Annotated in this window: 16 protein-coding genes; 3 read left to right on the top strand and 13 right to left on the bottom strand. The window is 69.7% G+C overall.

Annotated features, from left to right (window positions below; translation table 11 throughout):
* Nucleotides 1-89: 89 nt before the first annotated feature.
* Nucleotides 90-1,472 (bottom strand): LVIVD repeat-containing protein, encoded by a 1,383-nt coding sequence (locus tag ABT130_RS00275; protein WP_451935203.1) that lies wholly within the window; start codon nt 1,470-1,472, stop codon nt 90-92.
* Between the two features lie 237 nt (nt 1,473-1,709).
* Nucleotides 1,710-3,125: an LVIVD repeat-containing protein gene (locus ABT130_RS00280; protein WP_350951599.1), complete on the bottom strand. Its 1,416-nt coding sequence runs from the start codon at nt 3,123-3,125 to the stop codon at nt 1,710-1,712.
* A gap of 419 nt (nt 3,126-3,544) precedes the next feature.
* On the opposite strand from ABT130_RS00280, the gene ABT130_RS00285 reads away from it, so the two are divergent.
* A complete protein-coding gene (locus ABT130_RS00285) occupies nt 3,545-4,186 on the top strand; it encodes a DUF305 domain-containing protein (RefSeq protein WP_350951601.1) in 642 nt (213 codons plus the stop codon).
* A gap of 175 nt (nt 4,187-4,361) precedes the next feature.
* On the opposite strand, the gene ABT130_RS00290 is transcribed toward ABT130_RS00285, so the two are convergent.
* Together ABT130_RS00290 and ahcY are read right to left on the bottom strand one after the other, a co-directional pair.
* Nucleotides 4,362-5,603 carry an adenosylhomocysteinase gene (locus ABT130_RS00290; protein ID WP_350951603.1) on the bottom strand — a complete coding sequence of 414 codons (1,242 nt, stop codon included), beginning with the start codon at nt 5,601-5,603 and terminating at the stop codon, nt 4,362-4,364.
* Nucleotides 5,604-5,682: 79 nt separating this feature from the next.
* A complete protein-coding gene (gene ahcY, locus ABT130_RS00295) occupies nt 5,683-7,110 on the bottom strand; it encodes an adenosylhomocysteinase (RefSeq protein ID WP_350920807.1) in 1,428 nt (475 codons plus the stop codon).
* Nucleotides 7,111-7,312: 202 nt separating this feature from the next.
* Between ahcY and ABT130_RS00300 the strand changes: the two genes are divergently transcribed.
* Entirely contained in the window at nt 7,313-7,669 is a 357-nt protein-coding gene (locus ABT130_RS00300) for a MerR family transcriptional regulator (protein ID WP_350920804.1), read from the top strand.
* On the opposite strand, the gene ABT130_RS00305 is transcribed toward ABT130_RS00300, so the two are convergent.
* The 5 genes from ABT130_RS00305 to ABT130_RS00325 all read right to left on the bottom strand — a co-directional run bounded on the left by ABT130_RS00305 (nt 7,661) and on the right by ABT130_RS00325 (nt 12,002).
* Nucleotides 7,661-8,590 (bottom strand): cation diffusion facilitator family transporter, encoded by a 930-nt coding sequence (locus tag ABT130_RS00305; protein WP_350920801.1) that lies wholly within the window; start codon nt 8,588-8,590, stop codon nt 7,661-7,663. The two genes, ABT130_RS00300 and ABT130_RS00305, sit on opposite strands and share 9 nt — an antisense overlap.
* A 47-nt stretch (nt 8,591-8,637) precedes the next feature.
* Nucleotides 8,638-9,747 carry an SIS domain-containing protein gene (locus tag ABT130_RS00310; RefSeq protein WP_350920798.1) on the bottom strand — a complete coding sequence of 370 codons (1,110 nt, stop codon included), beginning with the start codon at nt 9,745-9,747 and terminating at the stop codon, nt 8,638-8,640.
* Nucleotides 9,744-9,917: a Trm112 family protein gene (locus ABT130_RS00315; protein ID WP_012888128.1), complete on the bottom strand. Its 174-nt coding sequence runs from the start codon at nt 9,915-9,917 to the stop codon at nt 9,744-9,746. Before ABT130_RS00315 ends, ABT130_RS00310 begins: the two co-directional genes overlap by 4 nt.
* Before the next feature lie 4 nt (nt 9,918-9,921).
* Nucleotides 9,922-11,277: a phosphomannomutase/phosphoglucomutase gene (locus tag ABT130_RS00320; protein ID WP_350920795.1), complete on the bottom strand. Its 1,356-nt coding sequence runs from the start codon at nt 11,275-11,277 to the stop codon at nt 9,922-9,924.
* A gap of 356 nt (nt 11,278-11,633) precedes the next feature.
* Nucleotides 11,634-12,002 carry a DUF3499 domain-containing protein gene (locus tag ABT130_RS00325; protein WP_030907363.1) on the bottom strand — a complete coding sequence of 123 codons (369 nt, stop codon included), beginning with the start codon at nt 12,000-12,002 and terminating at the stop codon, nt 11,634-11,636.
* A gap of 264 nt (nt 12,003-12,266) precedes the next feature.
* Between ABT130_RS00325 and ABT130_RS00330 the strand changes: the two genes are divergently transcribed.
* A complete protein-coding gene (locus ABT130_RS00330) occupies nt 12,267-12,722 on the top strand; it encodes a metallopeptidase family protein (protein WP_350920792.1) in 456 nt (151 codons plus the stop codon).
* 17 nt (nt 12,723-12,739) lie between these two features.
* On the opposite strand, the gene ABT130_RS00335 is transcribed toward ABT130_RS00330, so the two are convergent.
* The 4 genes from ABT130_RS00335 to ABT130_RS00350 form a co-directional block, all read right to left on the bottom strand.
* A complete protein-coding gene (locus tag ABT130_RS00335; RefSeq protein ID WP_350951605.1) occupies nt 12,740-14,155 on the bottom strand; it encodes a DUF5719 family protein in 1,416 nt (471 codons plus the stop codon).
* Nucleotides 14,152-17,037: a glycosyltransferase gene (locus ABT130_RS00340; protein ID WP_350951607.1), complete on the bottom strand. Its 2,886-nt coding sequence runs from the start codon at nt 17,035-17,037 to the stop codon at nt 14,152-14,154. Before ABT130_RS00340 ends, ABT130_RS00335 begins: the two co-directional genes overlap by 4 nt.
* A 275-nt stretch (nt 17,038-17,312) precedes the next feature.
* Nucleotides 17,313-17,573: a WhiB family transcriptional regulator gene (locus tag ABT130_RS00345; RefSeq protein WP_037969494.1), complete on the bottom strand. Its 261-nt coding sequence runs from the start codon at nt 17,571-17,573 to the stop codon at nt 17,313-17,315.
* Nucleotides 17,574-17,880: 307 nt separating this feature from the next.
* Nucleotides 17,881-20,112, bottom strand: coding sequence for a hypothetical protein (locus tag ABT130_RS00350; protein WP_350951609.1), 2,232 nt, complete (start codon nt 20,110-20,112; stop codon nt 17,881-17,883).
* Between the last annotated feature and the right edge of the window lie 53 nt (nt 20,113-20,165).

The following is a 20,165-nucleotide window of genomic DNA, read 5'->3' on the forward strand; positions in this document are numbered from 1 at the left end:
GCCCGGCAGGCGAGGAGGGATGGCGGGAGACCCGCCATCCCTCCTCTCACCGGACCTGCGGGCCCGGCACCGTTCTCACCTCAGGGCACTCAGTGACCGCCCCGGTAGGAGGCCTGGGTCTGCACGTTCAGCAGGTCCAGGCGCACGTTCCTGGCCGGGTCGGTACGGCGGTCGTCGATCTTGATGACCTCCAGGCCCCGGTAGAAGTCGCTGGCGTAGACATAGCCGTTGTAGTAGTACGCCGACCAGATGCCGCCGCCCCCGCCGTTCGGCTCGGGGCCCCGCTCGAAGAAGCCGAACTCCTGCGGGCGGGCCGAGTCGGTGAAGTCCACGAAGGAGACGCCGCCCTGGTACCAGGCCTGGACCAGGATGTCCTTGCCCTTGACCGGGATCAGCGAGCCGTTGTGCGCGACACAGTTCTCGGTGTCGGCCTGGTAGCGGCCGATCTTGAAGTAGCTCTTGAAGACCAGCTTGCCGCGGACGATGTCGTAGATGGCGTCGGCGCCGCGGTTCGGGCCGATCGCCTCGTTGCAGGTGGCCGCGCCACCGCCGCCGAGCTCGTCGGTGAAGATGACCTTGGTGCCCCTGTTGTTGAACGTCGCCGAGTGCCAGAACGCGAAGTTCGGGTCGGTGGTCCGCGCGGTGACCACCGGGTTCTCCCGGTCGGAGATGTCGAACAGGACGCCGTCCCCCATACAGGCTCCGGCCGCGATGTCCTTCTCCGCGTAGACGGTGATGTCGTGGCAGCCACTGGTCGGGCGCAGCAGGCCGGGCTGCGTCTCGTTGCCGCCGTCGGGGAAGACGACCGGCGTGCTGACCACGGCCGCGTCGGTCGGCTTGCGCAGCGGCACCTTGATGATCGAGATCTTGTCGTGCGGCGGCAGGCAGTCGGGGAACGAGTCGCTCGGGGCGTAGGAGGAGACGTACAGGTAGACGTTCTTCTTGTCCCTGCCCTTGCCGGGAACCAGCGTCAGGGTGTGCGAACCACAGGCGGTTTCCACCGCCTTGATGTACTTGGGGTTCTTCTTGTCGCTGATGTCGAAGATCCGGACGCCTTCCCACGACTCCTTGATGTCGGCGCCCTGACCGACGCTGTTACAGGAGTCGTCGCTGCGGGAGTTGTCGACCGCGCCGAACAACAGGTCGCCGTAGACGGAGACGTCCATTTGGGAACCGGGGCACAGCACGCCGCTGACCAGCTTGGCCCGCTTCGGGTTCCTGATGTCGTAGATCGAGAAACCGCCGTAGTTGCCGACGTAGGCGTAGTCGCCCTGGAAGGCGATGTCGCTGTTGACGGTGGTCTCAAGGCCGGGAAGCTTGGGCAGGGTGGCCACGTGCGTCACGTTGGGACTGGTGACGACCTCACCGGGCGGGGGAATGTCGGCGGCCTGTGCGGAGACCGTGGTCATCAGCATCGCGACGGCCGTCGCCGCCACGACCAATGCCCTGACGGTCCTTCGTGGAGCGAACACTCGGGTGCCTCCTTGGAACGGACATAAGGCATGCATAAATTAGCAAATTGTCCGCACTGACACCCGGGTCAACAAGCCATGACTTTGTCACAATAAAATATGATTCAACGTCTTTACTGAGGCCTTGAAAAAGTTTACGCTCTACCTCCTTTTCTCGATTCGCCCCGGCGCTCCACCCCGTCACCGGTGATGGCCACCGGGCGCCCGTCGGGTGCTCGGTGGCCATCACGTCAGAGGTCAGTGACCCTTGTTGTCGGGCTGGTAGGAACCCTGGGTCTGCGGGTTCAGGTCCTTGAACTTGACCTTGGCGGCCTTGTCCGTGAGCTTGTCATTGATCTTCAGAACGTCAAGACCAAGGTTGAAGTCGCTGCCGTAGATGTGGCCGTTGTAGTAGTAGGCGGACCAGAAGCCACCGCTGAGCCTGTGGGCGCTGTCGGGGCCGCGCTCGAAGAAGGCGATCTCCTTGGCGTTGGCCGAGTCGGTGAAGTCCACGACCGAGATGCCGCCCTGGTACCAGGCCTGGACCATGATGTCCTTGCCCTTGACCGGGATCAGCGAGCCGTTGTGCGCGACACAGTTCTCGGTGTCGTCCTGGTGGCGGGGAATCTTGAAGTAACCCTTGAAGGCGAACTGGCCGCCGTCGATGTCGTAGTAGGCGTTGGCGCCGCGGTTCGGGCCGATCGCCTCGTTGCAGGTGGCCGCGCTGCCGCCGCCGAGCTCGTCGGTGAAGACGACCTTGGTGCCCTCGTTGTTGAAGGTCGCCGAGTGCCAGAACGCGAAGTTCTCGTCGTCCCGGACCGTGGCGGTGACCTTCGGGTCGACCGGGTTGGAGATGTCCATCAGGATGCCCTCGCCCATGCAGGCGCCGGCCGCGATGTCCTTCTCCGGGTAGGCGGTGATGTCGTGGCAGCCGCTCGTCGCCGAGGTGCGGTAGGGGTACGGCAGGCTCTCGCCGGGGTTACCACCGTCCGGGAACAGAACCGGCGTGGCGACGACCTCGGCGGCCGTCGGGTTCTTCACCGGCACCTTGATGATCGAGATCTTGTCGTGCGGCGGCTGGCAGTCCGGGAACGACGCGCTCGGGCTGTAGGAGGAGACGTAGACGTAGACGTTCTTCTTGTCCCTGCCCTTGCCGGGGACGAGAGTCAGGGTGTGCGAGCCACAGTTGGTCTCGACCGCCTTGACGTACTTGGGGTTCTTCTTGTCGCTGACGTCGAAGATCCGGACGCCCTCCCACGAGTCCTTGATCGAGGCGCTCTGGCCGACGCTGCTGCAGGAGTCGTTGTTGCGCGAGGAGTCGACCGCGGCGAAGAGCAGGTCGCCCTCGATGGCCAGGTCCATCTGGCCGCCGGGGCAGACCACCGAGCTGACCAGCGAGGTCTCGTTCGGCTTCTTGATGTCGTAGATCGAGAAGCCGGTGTAGTTACCGACGAAGGCGTAGTCGCCCTGGAACGCCATGTCGGTGTTGATGTCCGTCAGGTTGGCGGGCTTGGGCACATTGGTGACGTGCTCGATGTTCGCGCTCTTGGCGATCTCGCCGGGTGCCGGGATGTCGGCGGCCTGCGCGGGAACCGCGGCCAGCACCGTGGCGACGGCGACTCCGGCCACGAACAGGAAACGGCCGGTCAGACCCTTCCCAGAGGGGGTGGACACTCGTGAACCTCCTAGCTACATGCACTGATAAAGCGTGCATAAGTGCCTAAATCGTTCATCCTGCACGGTCGGTCAGGCAAGCCGTCACAGTGTCAGCAACTGTTTTCGATATGCGGCCTTTACGGACCGCCCCGGGAGGGGTTACGGTCTTGCGGCATTGGACATACAGCCCGAAATACCCCGCATCTTCGGTGCGGGCCCCCTCTCGTCATATCGGCCCGACCCGTTAGGGTTGGGGTGTTCCGCGGCAGCCACGTTGGACATGGCGTTCCAGACGGGACAGGGTGTGCCGTGTTCACGTGCGGGCTTCGGGCGTTCCCGGCCTGCGGACCGACAGATCCGACCGGCGGGCCGGAAGCTGAGATCCCCGGCTTTCCGGCCGTGGAAGGACGTCAATGGACATTCACCAAGGAGGCCGGGTGCGCGTCGCGCTCATCGCCGTGATCACCGCACTGTCTCTCAGCGCGTGCACCTCGGAGCCGGAGCCGTCCGCGGCCCCCCAGGCCCAGGCCCAGGCCTCGGCGCCGGTGATCGCCCCGGGCAGGCCGGGTGAGGTCGCCAGGACCGTCGACCCGAGCGAGGCCGCCACGCTCGTGCCCCTGCCCACCGCCAACGCGGCCGACGTGAAGTACGTCCAGGACATGATCGTTCACCACCGTCAGGCCCTCGACATGTCCGCCCTGGCCCCGACCCGGTCCGAGCACACCAAGCTGAAGGGCCTGGCCTCCCGGATCAAGGACGCGCAGGGGCCGGAGATCCAGTTCATGACCACCTGGCTCCAGCAGCAGGGGCAGCGGGTTCCCGAACACCATGCCGGGCACGGCGACATGCCCGGCATGGCCACGCCGGAGCAGATGGAGGCGCTCAAGGCCGCCTCGGGCAAGGACTTCGACCTGCTCTTCCTCCAGCTCATGACCGCGCACCACCAGGGCGCCATCACGATGTCCGAGCAGGTCCTGACCTCCGGCTCACACGTGCGGATCGAGGAGCTGGCCAACGACGTCTCGGTCACCCAGAGTGCCGAGATCCGCAGGATGCGGGAGATGCAGGCCGAACTCTGAGCCGCTCCCCCTCACGAACGACCCCGTTGGCCGACCGCCATCGGCCGGTGTCCGATGTCGTCATCCGACGCGGGACACCCAGGGTGAGCGGAGTCGCCGACGGGGGGATCCCCCTGCGCGGCCCGCTCGCCCGTTCAGGGTGACGCGTGGATCGCGGGCCGAGGTGCGGGCGTGACTACGAGCCGAGCCGCCACGAGTGGAGATACTCCCCCTGCTCGGGGGTGAGCTCGTCCGTCTCGATCCCGGCCGCGGCCAGCTTGAGCCGCGCCACCTCCACGTCGACCTCCCCCGGCACGTCGTAGACCCCCGGCTCCAGCCGCACCCGCTCACGGGCCAGCCAGGCCACCGAGAGCGCCTGCGCGGAGAAGGACATGTCCATGACCGCGGCGGGATGCCCCTCGGCGGCCGTCAGGTTCACCAGGCGGCCCTCGGCGAGCAATAGGATCCTGCGACCGTCCGCGAGAACGTACTCGTCGGTATTGGGGCGTACCCCCCGGTGGATCTCCTGTGCCAGGCCGTCCAGGGCGCGGACGTCGATCTCGACGTCGAAGTGTCCGGCATTGGCGAGGATCGCGCCGTCCTTCATCTCCGCCAGGTGCTCGCCCCTGATCACGTCGCGGTTGCCGGTGACCGTGACGAACACGTCCCCGGCGCGGGCGGCCGCCGCCATCGACCGTACGTCGTAGCCCTGCAGCAGGGCGTCCAGCGCCTTGACCGGGTCGATCTCGGTCACCACCACCCGCGCGCCCAGGCCCCTGGCCCGCTCGGCGACGCCCCGGCCGCAGTAGCCGAAACCGGCGACCACCACGGTCTTACCCGCGAGCAGCGTGTTCGTGGCGCGCATGATGCCGTCCATAGTCGACTGGCCGGTGCCGTACCGGTTGTCGAACATCCGCTTCGTCCGCGTGTCGTTGACCGCCACCACGGGGAACCTCAGGGCCCCCTCCGCGGCCATCTGGCGGAGCCTGATGATGCCGGTGGTGGTCTCCTCGCACCCCCCGGACACCGTCCGCAGCAGTTCGGTCCGCTCGGTGTGCAGGATGTTGACCAGGTCGCAGCCGTCGTCCAGGACGATGTCGGGGACGATGTCGAGCGCCTGGTGGATGTGCTGGTAGTAGACGTCCCTGGTGACCCCCGCCCGCGCGTGCACGACGACGCCGTAGTCACGGAGCGCCTCGGCGACGTCGTCCTGGGTGGACAGGGGGTTCGACGCGGCCAGGGCTATCTCAGCCCCGCCCGCCCTGAGCGTGCCCATGAGCACGGCGGTCTCGGCGGTGACGTGCAGGCACGCGGCGATCCGCAGCCCTTCCAGCGGCCGCTCGGCGGCGAACCGCTCACCGAGGGCGGTGAGCACCGGCATCGCCCGCGCCGCCCACCCGATCCTCCGCTCACCCGCGGCCACCAGAGCGCTGTCCACGTCTCTCCCCAGATCGCCCGCCAGATCGCCCGAAGGCCCCCGCGAAACCGCGGGGGCCGATGAGACTCAACCGCAGTTATCAGTAACGGTAGTGCTCGGGCTTGTAGGGACCCTCGACGTCCACGCCGATGTACTCGGCCTGGGCCTTGGTGAGCTTGGTGAGCTTCACTCCCAGGGCGTCGAGGTGGAGGCGGGCGACCTTCTCGTCCAGGTGCTTGGGCAGCACGTAGACGCCGATCGGGTAGTCGTCGGTCTTGGTGAACAGCTCGATCTGCGCGATCACCTGGTTGGTGAAGGAGTTGGACATGACGAACGAGGGGTGACCGGTGGCGCAGCCCAGGTTCATCAGGCGGCCCTCGGCGAGCACGATGATCTGCTTGCCGTCGGGGAAGCGCCAGGTGTGGACCTGCGGCTTGACCTCGGTCTTCTCGATACCGGGAATCCTGGCCAAACCGGCCATGTCGATCTCGTTGTCGAAGTGACCGATGTTGGACACGATCGCGTTGTGCTTCATCTGGGCCATGTGGTCGGCCGTGATGATGTTGAAGTTGCCGGTCGTGGTGACGAAGATGTCGGCGATGCCGACGACCTCGTCCAGCGTGGTGACCTGGAAGCCATCCATGGCGGCCTGAAGCGCGCAGATCGGGTCGATCTCGGTGATGATGACCCGGGCCCCCTGGCCCTTGAGCGCCTCGGCGCACCCCTTGCCGACGTCGCCGTAGCCGGCGATGACCGCCACCTTGCCGCCGATCAGCACGTCGGTGGCGCGGTTGAGGCCGTCGAGCACCGAGTGACGGCAGCCGTACTTGTTGTCGAACTTGGACTTGGTCACCGAGTCGTTGACGTTGATCGCCGGGAAGAGCAGCGTGCCGGCCTTGAACATCTCGTACAGGCGGTGCACACCGGTGGTGGTCTCCTCGGTGACGCCCTTGATGCGCGAGGCGACCTGGGTCCAGCGGCCCTCGTCGGTGACCGTGCGGCGGAGCAGGTCGAGGATGATGCCCCACTCCTCCGGGTCGTCCTCTCCCGTGCTGGGCACGGCGCCGGCCTTCTCGTACTCGGCGCCCTTGTGGACGAGCAGGGTGGCGTCGCCGCCGTCGTCGAGGATCATGTTGGGGCCGTCACCGCCGGGCCACACCAGGGCCTGCTCGGTGCACCACCAGTACTCCTCCAGCGTCTCGCCCTTCCAGGCGAAGACCGGGACGCCCTTGGGGTCCTCGGGGGTGCCCTCGGGGCCGACGACCACGGCGGCGGCGGCGTGGTCCTGGGTGGAGAAGATGTTGCAGCTCACCCAGCGAACCTCCGCGCCGAGCGCGACCAGGGTCTCGATGAGCACGGCGGTCTGGATGGTCATGTGCAGCGAGCCCATGATCTTCGCCCCGGCCAGCGGCTGGGCCTTGGCGTACTCCTCGCGGACGGCCATCAGACCCGGCATCTCATGCTCGGCGAGCTGGATCTCCCTGCGCCCAAAGGCCGCAAGGGAAAGGTCGGCGACCTTGAAGTCCATGTGTGGTTACCCCTCTGGTTGATGGGCGGTCCGCCTCACACCCTCGCCGATCACGCTTCGCTCTCGGGCCGGGCTCACCACTCCACCGGAAAAGTCGACGGTTGCGAGTTTAGGCGGCCGGGGAGCCTTCGCGCACCTTCCGAGCGGGTAACCTGACACAAGAATGTAAGCTTTCCCGAAAATCTGCGGAGAGGGGGCGGCGATGCGGATCACCGAGGCCGCCAGGAAGCTCGGCATGTCCCCCCGGATGCTCCGCTACCGCGAGGCACTCGGCCTGCTCCCGGAGATCAGGAACCAAGGCGCGCACCGGCGGTTCGGCCCCGAGGAGCTCTCCGCCGTCGCCCAGAGCGTCGAGCTGGAGAAACGGTTCGACATCTCCCCCGCCGAGCTGGCCTTCGCGCTGCGAACGCTGAGCGAGCCCGCGGTCGCCCAGGCCGTGCGGGACCTGGGCCTGCGGATCGGCCGTCTCCAGGCGCCCCGCAGGGCCCTGGACTTCGAGAAGGAGAAGGCGCTGCGGCTGCTCCAGCGCCCCCAGCCGTCTCGTCCGGATTCAGACTGAGCCGTTGACCCTGGATCTGTCCAGGTCGGGCTCCAGGTAGATGACGCGGGCCTCGGGGACGGCGGTGCGGACGCGCTGCTCGGCCTCGTCGATGCCCCGGGCCACCTCCGCGGCCGTGTCGTCGTGCTCCACCGCGATCTTGGCGGCGACCAGGATCTCCTCCGGGCCCAGGTGGAGCGTGCGCATGTGGATGACCCGGGTCACCTCAGGCGCGCTCTCCAGGGCCTGCGCGATGCGTGTCTCGACCTCGGGGCCCGCACCCTCGCCGATCAGCAGCGACTTGGTCTCGACCGCCAGGATGACCGCGATGATGGCCAGCAGGACACCGATCATCAGGGTGCCGATGCCGTCCCAGACGGGGTTGCCGGTCACCACGGCCATCGTCACGCCGAAGAGCGCGAAGAGCAGGCCGAGCAGCGCGCCCAGGTCCTCAAGCACGATGACCGGCAGCTCGGGCGACTTGGAGCGGCGGATGAACTGCACCCACGTCTGGTCTCCCCGGACCGCGTTGGACTCGATGATCGCCGTCCTGAACGAGAACGCCTCGGCGATGATCGCGAAGATCAGCACGCCGAAGGCCCATATCGGGGAGTTGAGCTCCTCCGGAGCGGAGATCTTGTGCCAGCCCTCGTAGAGCGAGAACACCGCGCCGATGGTGAACAGCACGACCGCCACCACGAAGGCGTAGAAGTAGCGCTCCCTGCCGTATCCGAAGGGATGCTGGGGCGTGCGCGCGCGCTGCGCGCGCTTGCCGCCGAGGAGCAGCAGCGCCTGGTTGCCCGAGTCGGCCACCGAGTGGACCCCCTCGGCCAGCATGGATGACGACCCCGTGAAGAAGGCCGCCACGAATTTGGCCACCGCGATCGACAGATTGGCGGCCAACGCCGCGATGATTGCCTTGGTACCGCCGCCCGCACTCACGGCAGCCTCCGCTCAGCTCATTGTTCTGGTAAAGATGAGACAGGATCCTATTGTGAAATCCTCGCCCTGACTTCTGTAATCGCCGACACAACGGTCGGATCGATCCCGTACCCGAGAGCGAGGTACGCACTCGCGAAGTCTCCGAGGGCGATCAGCACGGCGAGCCGCTCCAGCGGGTGCTCCCCCTCGGCGACGATCTGCGTGACCGGAACGCCGCGATCCTCCGCCAGACGCACCGACGCCTCCCGGTGCCGTACGACCCGGGGGTGCTCCTCGACGTCGCGCAGCACGAACAGCCGGAGCGACCTGCCGCTCTCGTCGGCGAAGATGTCGCGGTGGGCGAGCGGGCCGTCGAGGGCGGCCACCTGGTTGTGGCCGACCTCGGGGAGCTCTCCCCACATCGCCGGATACCTACCGTTCACATTGAGCCCGCGGGCCCACTGGTGGGCCGCGACAGCCGCCACCGGGGAGGATCCCCAGATCATCGGCACGGTCTCGGCGATCTCCATGGCGAGTGACTTGCCGGGATTGATGAACGACTCGCTCGTCGGGCGGCAGCGGTGCGCGAGGTCCTCAAGGCGCCTGGCCACCCCCTCGAACACCTCCTCACCCGCTGTGATCAGGCCGAGCTCGGCCGCGGCGACGATCAGCGGGACCGACAGCGCCCATATCCCGGTACGGAGCCGGCCTCCTCCGTCCGTGACGGGCACGAACGGCGCTCCCGCCTGCCTGGCGATCGCGTGCAGCGGCGAATCGGGGGTACCGACGGCGAGCAGGCGGCAGCCTCGGCGGACGGCCTCGGCGGCCACCGTGAGCGTCTCCTCGGCCCCGCCCGAGCGCGACACCGCGATCACCAGGTCGGTCGCGCCGATCCAGCCCGGCAGCCGGTAAGACCTGACGGTCACGATCGGCAGCGGGGCGCCGTGGCCGCACACCACGTTGAGGATGTCACCGGCGATGCCCGAGCCGCCCCCGCCGGCGACCACGACCGCCCGGGGCCGGCCGTCCTCGGCGAGCGAGGACAGGCCTGACTCCAGGGCGGCCCGGTGGGAGGTACGGACCTGCGCGGCCGAGTCGGCCACCGCCCGCAGCATGCCCGACGGGTCACCGTCGACCAGCTGTTCTCCTTCGTCGAGCCGATCGGGCTCCCAGTTCACGACTTCCGGGCCTCGTCGACCAGCAGGACCGGGATGTCGTCCCGGACCGGGTAGACCAGGCCGCAGGAGGCGGAGGTGCAGGACAGCTCGTCCACCTCGGGCTCGGCTCGTAGCGGAGACTTGCAGTTGGGGCAGGCCAGGATCTCCAGCAACCAGTCGTCGATCTTCACTCGTTCAGCTCCTCACGACAGCAAGGACCTCGTCCCTGATCGCTGCCATCTGAATCTCGTCTGCCGCCTCGGCGTTCAGCCTGAGCAGCGGCTCTGTGTTGGACGGACGGAGGTTGAACCACCATCCTGGGCCGGAGACGGTCAGGCCGTCCAGCTCGTCGAAGGTGACGCCGTCGCGGGCGGCGAACGTCTCGCGAACCCGCTCCGTCGCGGCGGCCTGGTCGGCGACCGTGCTGTTGATCTCTTCTGAGGCCGCGTAGCGGGTGTATTCGGCCAGGATCTCCGAGAGCGGCTTCTCCTGCTCGCCCAGTGCGGCCAGCACGTGCAGCGCGGCCAGCATGCCGGAGTCGGCGAACCAGAAGTCCTTGAAGTAGTAGTGGGCGGAGTGCTCGCCGCCGAAGACCGCGCCGGTCTCGGCCATCTCGGCCTTGATGAACGAGTGACCCACGCGGGTGCGGACCGGCCGGCCACCGTGCTCGGTGACGATCTCCGGAACGCCTCTGGAGGTGATCAGGTTGTGGATGATCACAGCGCCGGGGTGCTTGACCAGCTCGCGGGCGGCGACCAGCGCGGTGATCGTGGACGGCGAGACCGATTCGCCGCGCTCGTCGACGACCCAGCAGCGGTCGGCGTCGCCGTCGAAGGCCAGTCCGATGTCGGCGCCCACGTCGAGCACCGCCTTCTGCAGGTCGCGCAGGTTGTCCGGCTCGATGGGGTTGGCCTCGTGGTTGGGGAAGGTGCCGTCGAGCTCGAAGTAGAGGGCGGTCAGCTCGATGGGCAGCCCCTCGAAGACCGTCGGGACCGTGTGCCCGCCCATCCCGTTCCCCGCGTCGACCACGACCCGCAGCGGCCGGATGCCGGAAAGGTCGACCAGGCCGCGCAGGTGGTCGGCGTAGCCGCGCAGCAGATCGCGCTCGGAGACCGTCCCGCCCCCCTGGCCGCCGAGGCCGCCCGACGCCAGGATCGCGGCGGCCCGGTCCCGGATCTCGATGAGCCCGGTCTCTCCGCCGATCGGCACGGCGCCGGCCCTGCACATCTTCATGCCGTTGTAGCGGGCCGGGTTGTGGCTGGCCGTGAACATCACCCCGGGCAGGCCGAGGCTGCCGCTCGCGTAGTAGAGCAGGTCCGTGGAGCCCAGCCCGGCGTGGATCACGTCGGCCCCCCGCGAGGTGGCCCCCCGGGTGAAGGCCGCCGCCAGAGGCGCCGACGACTCGCGCATGTCGTGTGCCACCACGGCGGTCGCGGCCCCGGTCACTTCCACGAAGGCCGCGCCGACCGCCTCGGCGGTCTCCTCGTCGAGTTCGTCCGGCACGACGCCACGAACGTCGTACGCTTTGAAGATCTTGACAAGGTCGCCCACTCCAGCTCCGCCCTCTGCGTCGTGTCCGCTGCCGTTGCCTTCCAGTTAGCGCTGGTCAGCGCATTGTCGGGCAGTCCGCGCCTTACGACGCGAACGTTCTCCCTCGCGGGAGTTCTCGCTTCACCGCCGACCGCCTGACCTTGCGGCCCGGTCTTACCCCGGCTCCACGAGCGTTTAAAGTCTCCCCGCAACCCTGGGCGACCTGACCGTGAGCACGATCAACGCTTCAGGAGACCAAAACCCTCACCGGCTACGGCAAGGCCACGACCAACCGGCCGTATCACTCTCCCAAGCATGCCAGAGCATAACGGCGCACACTCATATCCGAGCAGCTCTTGCTCCCCAGCCTAGTAGGGTCAGCGGTCGCGCTGGGGTTGAGCGGAGCGGAGCACCCGCAGATGACCCCGGCGCCCGACCTCGACGCCCTGGCCGACCGGCTCGGTGCCGCCGCTGGGGGCGGGTCTCGCGGCCTCGCGGACCGCGTTGGCGAGGGCTTCCAGGTCGTCCGTACTCGGTGTGGCGCCGTCGGTCGGCAGGCGGACCACCTCCCAACCGCGGGGGGCGGTGAGCCGCTCGGCATGCTCGGCACACAGGTCGTAACAGTGCGGCTCGGCGTACGTCGCCAAGGGCCCGAGAACAGCGGTCGAATCGGCGTAGACGTACGTGAGCGTGAAAACGGCAGGCTGACTGCACGCGGTGCGGGAACAGCGGCGGACGGGGCTCACGGTGGGACCGTATCCGGTAAGCGTCCGGGGCGCCACTATCTGAGCGCTCTTAACGAGCGTGTCGCCACAATTCGGACACGTGTCCCGGCTTCCACCCGCCTGTATGGCTTACGCCCCTCCTCCGCGCTCCCGCCACACGGCCTCTCCGGTCCCACACTCGGCACACCGCCCTCCGTCACCGGCACTCCCGCCCCACGCACTCGATACGACACCTTCCGTCACCGGCACTCCCGCCCCCGCTCGGGTCACGTCTAAGCTGGGGCCGTGAGCCCGGCACCCGGCAGACCTCGTTCTCCCCGCAGGCGCGACAGGCACGGCCGCGGCCTGCGCGGTCCGCTCGCGCCCTCGCACGTGCCGATCGCCAAGTCCCGCAGCGAGCGGTTCGACGATCTCGTCCTGGACGCCGTCGACCGGCTCAAGCCCCGGTGGGCCAAACAGCTGGCGGCCGTGGAGTTCGCGGTCGAGGAGGTCCCGCCGATCAGCGAGCTGGGCGACGGCCCCGAGCTGCTGACCGGCGACCCGATCCCGTTCGGGCGGGCCAAACCCGCCGACGGGAACCGCCCGGCCGTTGTGATCATTTACCGTCGCCCCCTGGAGAGCCGGTCCCGCGATCGTGACCACCTCGGCGCGATGGTGCACGAGGCGGTGGTCGAGCAGGTCGCGGGCCTGCTCGGGCTCTCTCCAGAATCGATCGACCCCGGCTTCGACGACCACGACTGACCCGTCCAAAGCGCCTCTCAGGGCAGGACCGTCGCGGCGGACTCCGCGATCGGCGGGATCAGCGCCCACATCCGGGCCGCGGCCAGTGGCTGCACGGTCAGCGCCAACCCGCCCTTGAGCCGCTCGTCCATGACGCGCCCGCCGTAGACCGGCCCCGAGCCGGGCATCGGCTGCACGACCACCGCGAAGGCCCCGTCCACCTTGGGCAGTTTGACCTGCTTGGTACGCGAGGCGGAGATGTCCACCTGGAACGGCTCACCCGGATCGCCCTTGCGCGGAACCACCTGCACGCTCACCTTGCCCGCGGTGTCCGGCGCGGTCAGCAGCAGCTGGGAGGTCACCTTGCCTCCCGTACGGTTGTCGGCGACGACGCTTCCCAGGTCGACGGGGTCCGCCCCGGCGGTGAAGGCCACGTCGGCCTTCGCCCCGGTGCCGGTGGCGACGAGTCCCGCGACGATCGGGGTCTCCGAGGTGAGCACCAGCGCGGACGGCTGGCCGCCGATCCCGGTGGACAGGTCGAGGGTGGCGACGGAACCGGCGGGCACCTCGACGAGCTCGCGGCCCTTGAGCGCGTACGTCCCGTCGGGGGTGAGCGCCCTGACCTCGACCAGCGTGTCGACCTCGGCGTCGGAGGCGACGAGCAGCTCGCGTTTCCCGCCGCCACCGGGGATGCCCGGCACGACGACGCGGGTGGCGGGGGCCGCGGAGACGGGCAACCAGTCGACGCCGCGCCCGCCGTTCATGATCGCCCTGGCCGCGGCGGTGACCCGCCCGGAGCTGGTGCGCACCTGGATCGCCAGGACGAGCGCCGTGGGCGCGAGATCCCCGACCTTGATCGAACGGTTCTCGCCGGGTTTCAGGGTGAACACACCACCGCTGTCGGCGACCACGGGACCCTCGCCCGAATAGACCATGATCTCCGCGATGGCCGGGGCGAGATCGGCGTTGGTCAGGTAGAGCGTGACCTCGGCCGCGGCCGGTCCCGGGCCGACCAGCCAGGTGCTCGCCACCGGCTCGGTGCAGCGCACCCCGGCCAGCCCTCGCTGCCTGCCCGACTTCTCCTTGCGGGTCTGCGCCACCTCCAGGCCCGCCGCCATGCTCCCGGTGGCCGTGATGACAAGGGGCGGCGACGAGGCGGGGACCTTCTCATGCCAGAGACGGCCGGGGGTGTCGAGGGTGGCGAGGGTCTTGTCGCCGGTGACCAGTGCCGCGGCCCCCTGCGCCCGGCTGCCCGGCGGCGCCACCACGGCGACGGAGGTGTCGCCGGGCGATGGGCAGACCGTCGTCACCGAGGCGACGGGAACCTTCTGAACCTGTGGCGCGGGGGTGGCGACCGCCTGCGGCTGGGTGGCGGAGGCCACCCCGTACAGGGCGAGCAGGGCCACCAAGACCAGCACCAGCAGGCTGAACCGGTTCTCGATCAGGGATTTCACCGGGGGGCCAGCTCTCTACGGGACTCGGGCAGGTCCTGTGGGGCGGCGGGCTGGTCGGACTCGGTACGCGAGCCGGGCGCGGCCAGCACCAGGACGACCAGCACCAGCGCGGCCTGAATCCACAGCCAGCGGCTGTGCCAGGGGTCGCCGGGCGGGGTGACGGGAACGGCGATCGGCTGGGTCAGCCGCCACACGCCGACCGAGCGGGACAGGCTCATCCTCGCCAGCGAGGGCTGCGAGTCTAGGGCGGCGCTGATCGCCGCGTCGACGGGCGCGGTCACCACGACGAACCGGACACCGTGCGCCGCCAGCACCCGGGCGTCGTCGCCGCCCCTGCCGGACACCAGCCCGGCCGTGGCGACGCGGACCCGTTCCCTGGGCCCCTCGGGCACGGGGATGTCGGCCTCGCCGATCACCGGGGTACGCCCGCGCAGCACCGTGAAGAGCAGACCGTTCGGCGAGGTGCGCAGCAGCAGGGTCCGCTCGCCACCGGCGGAGTTGACCGCCGCGAGGGCGGGCATGACGTCGCGTACGGTTCCGCGGATCGGGCCGTTCACGCCCTCGACGATCCACATGCCCGCGGCGAGCAGCGGCGTGGAGAACGCGACCAGCACGACCCCGAGCGCGGCGAGCCTGCGCAGCCCGCCGGCCGCCCGGAACTCCACGACCCGGTCGGCGGTGAGCGCGGCCACCACGAGCATGCCGGTGGCCGCGAAGGCCAATGGCACACCAGGCCACGCGGGGGCCTCGACATCGCCGTTGATCGAGGTGACGGGGGTCCTGCTGACCAGGATGGCCACCAGCACACCGAAGAGGGCGACGCCCCAGCCGACCGCGATGACCATCCGGTTGCGGCGCATCAGCAGCGCGAGCAGGCAGGCGGCGATGAGACCGCCGGTCACCCAGAGTGGCGGCATGCCGGGCCCGCCTGGGCTGAGCAGCAGCAACGACTGCGCGGGCAGTCCGGGGTCGACCAGCGCGGGCTGGTGCAGCCCGGCCTCCAGCAGCAGCCGCTTGGGATCCGCGACCAGCTGGGCCAGCCAGGGGAACAGCAGGACCACGGGCACGGCGAACGCCACGAGCATCGAGACGGCGACGCCCCGGCGCGGGAAGGCCAGCGCCGCCAGCGCGCCGAGGATCGCGGTCAGCGGGTAGACCAGCGGGGCGAAGGCGGTACCGACGGCCAGCAGGAGCCCCAGGCCCCAGGCGGCGCGGCGGGCACGGCGCCGCTCCCCGGCGAGCACCGTGGTCGCGAGCGCCGCGTAGACGGGAAGCAGCACGAAGACCACCGCGGTGCCGAGCCGGCCCGCGGCGACCGCGCCGGTGGCCACCGGCAGGAGGGCGTAGGAGGAGGCCAGCCAGACCCGGGTCCAGCGGCCCGGGATCATCGACCGGGTGGCCGCGTACGCGGAGATCCCCGCCAGCGGCACGCAGCCGAGCAGCAGCAGCGAGACCGCGAGCCACGTCTTGCCGAACAGCACCGTGGAGAGCACGGCCAGCACCGCCACGTACGGCGGAGCCCACGCGTCGGTGCCCAGGCCCGTCTGGTGGTAGCTCTCACGGTAGAGAGCCCACAGGTCGGAGGCCCCGCCGATCACCGGGACGAGCGCGCCGCCGCCCAGCCTGGCGCCGCCGGTCAGGGCACGCTCGGCGATCAGCGTGACCAGGGCGAGCGCCAGGAAGAGCAGGACACCCGGGTTGCCGAAGACACGCTGCATCACGCCGGCGTCGGTGAGCAGTTCCTCGCCGTCCTCCTGCTGCGGGTGCGGCGAGGCGGCCACCGCGTGGTGGCGCCCCTCGGACTCCACGAACCCGCCCCCGGCCAGGTAGTTCTGGGCCCGGTCGACGAGCCGCCGGTAGCCGGCACCGGGCGGGGTGAGCAACCGGCTGATCGCCGCGTACCCCTGCCTACGCCCCTTGGCCCGCACCCGCCGAGCCTTGATCATCCGAATGGGATGGCCGAACACCGAGCCGAACGCGAGGAACTCGTCCAGCGCGTTGGCGGGCTGCTTGGCCACCAGGAACAGCACCGTGCGGAAGATGGAGCCGAACGCGTTGCGTACCAGCGCCCACAGCAGCGGTCTCAGCGGCAGATTCGCCATGACGACGAAGAGGGCGTTACGCCGGTCCAGGCGGCGGGGGTGGTCACCGCTGGCGGTGATCCGGCGACGCCGCCTGGCGGCGGCCTCGGCGTGCCAGGCGACCGCCCGGGTGACGTTCTGCACGCGGTATCCGACGGCCCTGACCCGCCAGCACAGGTCGAGGTCGTCACGGAAGAGCGGCAGAGCCGGATCGAGACCGCCGACCTCGTCCCAGACATCCCTGCGGATCAGCATGCCCGCGGTCGAGACCGAGAGCACGTCCCTGATCCCGTCGTACTGCCCCTGGTCGAACTCACGGGCCTCCAGCCCGGTGTTCCTGCGGCCGGTGCGGTCGACGGTGACGCCGACCTCCAGCAGGATCCGCCGGTCCAGCCAGTCCCGCAGCTTGGGGCCGAGCACCGCCGCCTTGGGATCCGCCTCGGCGGCCTCCAGCAGGATCCGCAGGGCATCGACGTCCGGCGCGCAGTCGTCGTGCAGCAGCCAGATCCACTCCTGCCCCCCGCCGGGGCCGAGCCTGTCGAGTACCTCGGCGACGGCCTCGCCGAAACCGGTCGAGCGCGGCAGGGTGAGCACGGCTCTGGAGCCGAGGGCTCCGGTCAGCAGCGCGGCGCTGCCGTCCCTGCTGCCGTTGTCGACCCCGACGACCCGGTCCACGGGACGGGTCTGCCGGAGCAGGGCTTCCAGGGTCTCCCCCAGCCAGCGGGAGCCGTCGTGGGAGACGACGATCGCGGTGACCGTGTGGTGGGGGCGATGGGGGCGCTGGGAGTCGGTGATGGACATACGTCCCGTGTTCAGGAGGTGTTGATGATCGGCGCGACAACGATACGGCACCCTATGTCTGACTATGTCTTACACCTGGTCGCACGAATGAAAAAAGGGTCACGTGACCGACGGTCACGTGACCCCATGGACATATTCATCAAGCGCCCCGAGGGGCGTCACATGCTTCCTGTCAGACCACTCGAACTTCTTCGGTGTTTCCTCAGTGGTTGGATTTCCAGACCGTCCGGACTTCAGCGTGCCCAAGCCTTCCAGCCGTCCGCTTCCCGGACGGCTCAGACCGCCTCACGCTTGATCCGCCGTCGCTCCCGCTCCGACAGTCCACCCCAGATTCCAAACCGCTCGTCGTGTTCCAGCGCGTACTCAAGACACTCGGCACGCACCTCGCAGGAGCGGCAAACCTTCTTGGCCTCGCGGGTGGAGCCTCCCTTCTCCGGGAAGAACGCCTCCGGGTCGGTCTGCGCGCACAAGGCGCGCTCCTGCCAGCCAAGCTGCTCTTCAGCGATGCTCTCCTGTGCGATGACCAGGTCGGCCACTGCACACCTCCCTGCCGCACGCCCGCAAATGGAGCCCCCCTATGAACGCCTCCCCCTTACCCACCCAGAGAAAGGCGTAACAACACGTGTGTAATTACACGCGCGTGCCCGGTGTGGCGTCAAGCGGCATGCTGGTATCCGGGGAAAGACCTGCTCTCCCCGGTTGTGGGTCGTGTGCCTGCCACGACGGCAATTGCACCAGGTGATCGCCGCGATCGCCAGGGGCTCAGTGCTCTCGGCGGTCGGAACCGTACCAGGACATGTTCTGATCCTGACCGGGGCCCACCCTCTCTCTAGCCGGGCTTTCCTAATCCATGCCCTGACCTGGGCGTTGTTCGGGCTTGTAGATCGCGGTGGGGTCTATCGGCTGCGAGTCCCACGTCCTGACGGCGAGCGCGGGGTCGCTCAGCGGGTCTCCGGAGTAGGTGCTCGGGTCGAACCTGAGCGTCGCCTCCGAGCGCGGGTCCCACTGGTGACCGCCGCCCTGCGGCTGGTACGGGGCCTGCGGAGCCGAAGGGTTCTGCGGAACCTGAGGGGCCTGGGACGCCTGCTGCGGATGCCCGAACGGGCCGTCGTAGCCGGAGGAGCCGTACTCGGGGACGCGAAGCTGCGGCTCGGTGCCCTGGGCCTGCTGCTGGTAGCTCTCCGCCTGCTGGTACGCCTGGGCCATCTGCTGTGACCTGAGGTCCACCGGGTCGGGCGCGGAGTACTGCGGACCCGGCTCGGCCGGCCGGGCGAACTCCGCGCCCGAGTAACCGCTGAACGGCTGGCCGTAGTTCTCCGGAGGCTGCGGGAAGGACTGCGCCTGGCCGTCGAACGCCGGGCCCTGGCGGCCGTCGACCGGCGGGTAGGGCGCGGGGGCCTGCTGCTCGGGCTGGTGACCGTAGCCGGACGGCTGCGAGTCCTGCTGCCCGAAGCCCTGCGGCTCGGACTGCGGGTAGCCCGGCGCCTGCGACTCCGAGCGGCGGCCGGAGCCCCCGAGCTGCGGCTCCTGACCGTACGCCGGAGAGTCCGGCTGCTGGCCGAAGCCCTGCGGCTCGGGCTGCCCGTACCCGGGAGTACCGGCCTGCCCGTAGTCCGGCTGCCGCTGCTCCGAGCGGAGGCCGTACGCCGAGGAGTCGGCCTGCTGGCCGAAGCCCTGCGGTTCCGGCTGCCCGTACGCCGGGGAGTCGGGGAACTGCGGATAGCTCGGCAGCCTCGGGCTGGAGTGCCGCCCGGAACTCACCGGCTGCGGCTCCTGACCGTACGCCGGAGAGTCCGGCTGCTGGCCGAAGCCCTGCGGCTCGGGCTGCCCGTACGCCGGGGAGTCGGGGAACTGCGGATAGCTCGGCAGCCGGGGTTCCGTCTGGGGCTGCTGATCCACCGGAGCGGCGTAGACCGGCGGGTCATAGGCGGCGGCCGGCGAATCATAGGCGGCGGCCGGCGGCTCGTACGGCTTGGCCGGGGCCGGGGGCTGGACGTCGGCCGCGACGTACGGGCTCGGGGTGTAGCCCCCGGTCTGCGCGACGGGCTGGGAGACGGGCTGCGGCGGCTGCGGCATGGACTGCGCGTACCCCTGCCCCTGCGGCTCCGGCTGCTGGGAGGGCTGCGGGTAGGCGCCGGGCGGGGGAGCGTACGGCTGGCTCTCGACGGGCGACGGGTAGGGCGGCTGAGGGTGCCCGTCGCCCGCCTGCGGCGCGGACGGCGCATAGGAGGCCGCCTGCTGCCCGTACCCCTCGGAGACGTGCGCGGGCGCGGGCGGAAGCGCGGGGAGGTTCTGCGGGGGCTGCGGGGGCTGCGGGACCTGGGCGGGCGGCGCCTCCTGCGGGTAACCGTGGCCGCCCAGCGGAGCCTGATCCTGCGGGTGGTGGACACCCTGCTGCGCCATCTGGCCCTGGGGGTACCCGCCCTGTCCCTGCGGGTGGTCCTGGAAGGGAACCGGCCCCTGTGGGTGGTCCTGGAAGGGAACCGGCCCCTGTGGGTGGTCCTGGAAGGGAACCTGTCCCTGCGGGTGGTCCTGGAAGAGAACCTGCCCCTGCGCGGGAACGGGCTGCTGGGGGTAGGCGTACCCCTGCTCCCGGGGGCGCTCGGCGGGGCGGCCGAAGCCGTCCTCGGCGCGGAAGGCCCCGGCACGCGAACCGGCGGGGACCGCCTTCGGCAGCACGTAGAGCAGTACGACCGCGGTCAGCGCGAGGGCGGGCAGGTGGACGAGGAGGATTTCGATCTTCTCCCGGAGGTCCGTCGCACCGCCGAACAGCGCGGTGAGCAGGCTGACCGCGCCGAAGAGCACGGAGAGCCCGAGCACGCCGGCCGCCACGAGGGCCATCTGCTTCAACCGCTCGATCACCGGACCGAGGTGGGTGGCCAGCAGCACGGCGCCGACGAACAGCGCGGCGGTTGTCGGCGAGGTGAGCTGACCCAGGTAGCCCGCCGCGCGCACGGCGAAGGACGATCCCCCGAACAGCAGGCGTTCGATGCCGACGAGAACGCTCGCGGACGCGACGGCTACCATGAGCCACGCCGCCGGTTCCCGGAGCCGGCCCGCCTCGACATTGATCACAACTACCCCCATAGGGTCTTTAGGTAAACCCGGGCCAGTTTTGCACATGGCTG

Origin of the sequence: Streptosporangium sp. NPDC001681 (assembly GCF_040298085.1) — a bacterium.
In the GTDB taxonomy this organism is placed as follows: domain Bacteria; phylum Actinomycetota; class Actinomycetes; order Streptosporangiales; family Streptosporangiaceae; genus Streptosporangium.

What these genes read in the sequence shown, in the direction of transcription:
- ahcY (WP_350920807.1), bottom strand. Translation starts at nt 7,110, where the DNA reads ATGGACTTCAAGGTCGCCGACCTTTCCCTTGCGGCCTTTGGGCGCAGG.
- ABT130_RS00300 (WP_350920804.1), top strand. Translation starts at nt 7,313, where the DNA reads ATGCGGATCACCGAGGCCGCCAGGAAGCTCGGCATGTCCCCCCGGATG.
- ABT130_RS00340 (WP_350951607.1), bottom strand. Translation starts at nt 17,037, where the DNA reads ATGTCCATCACCGACTCCCAGCGCCCCCATCGCCCCCACCACACGGTC.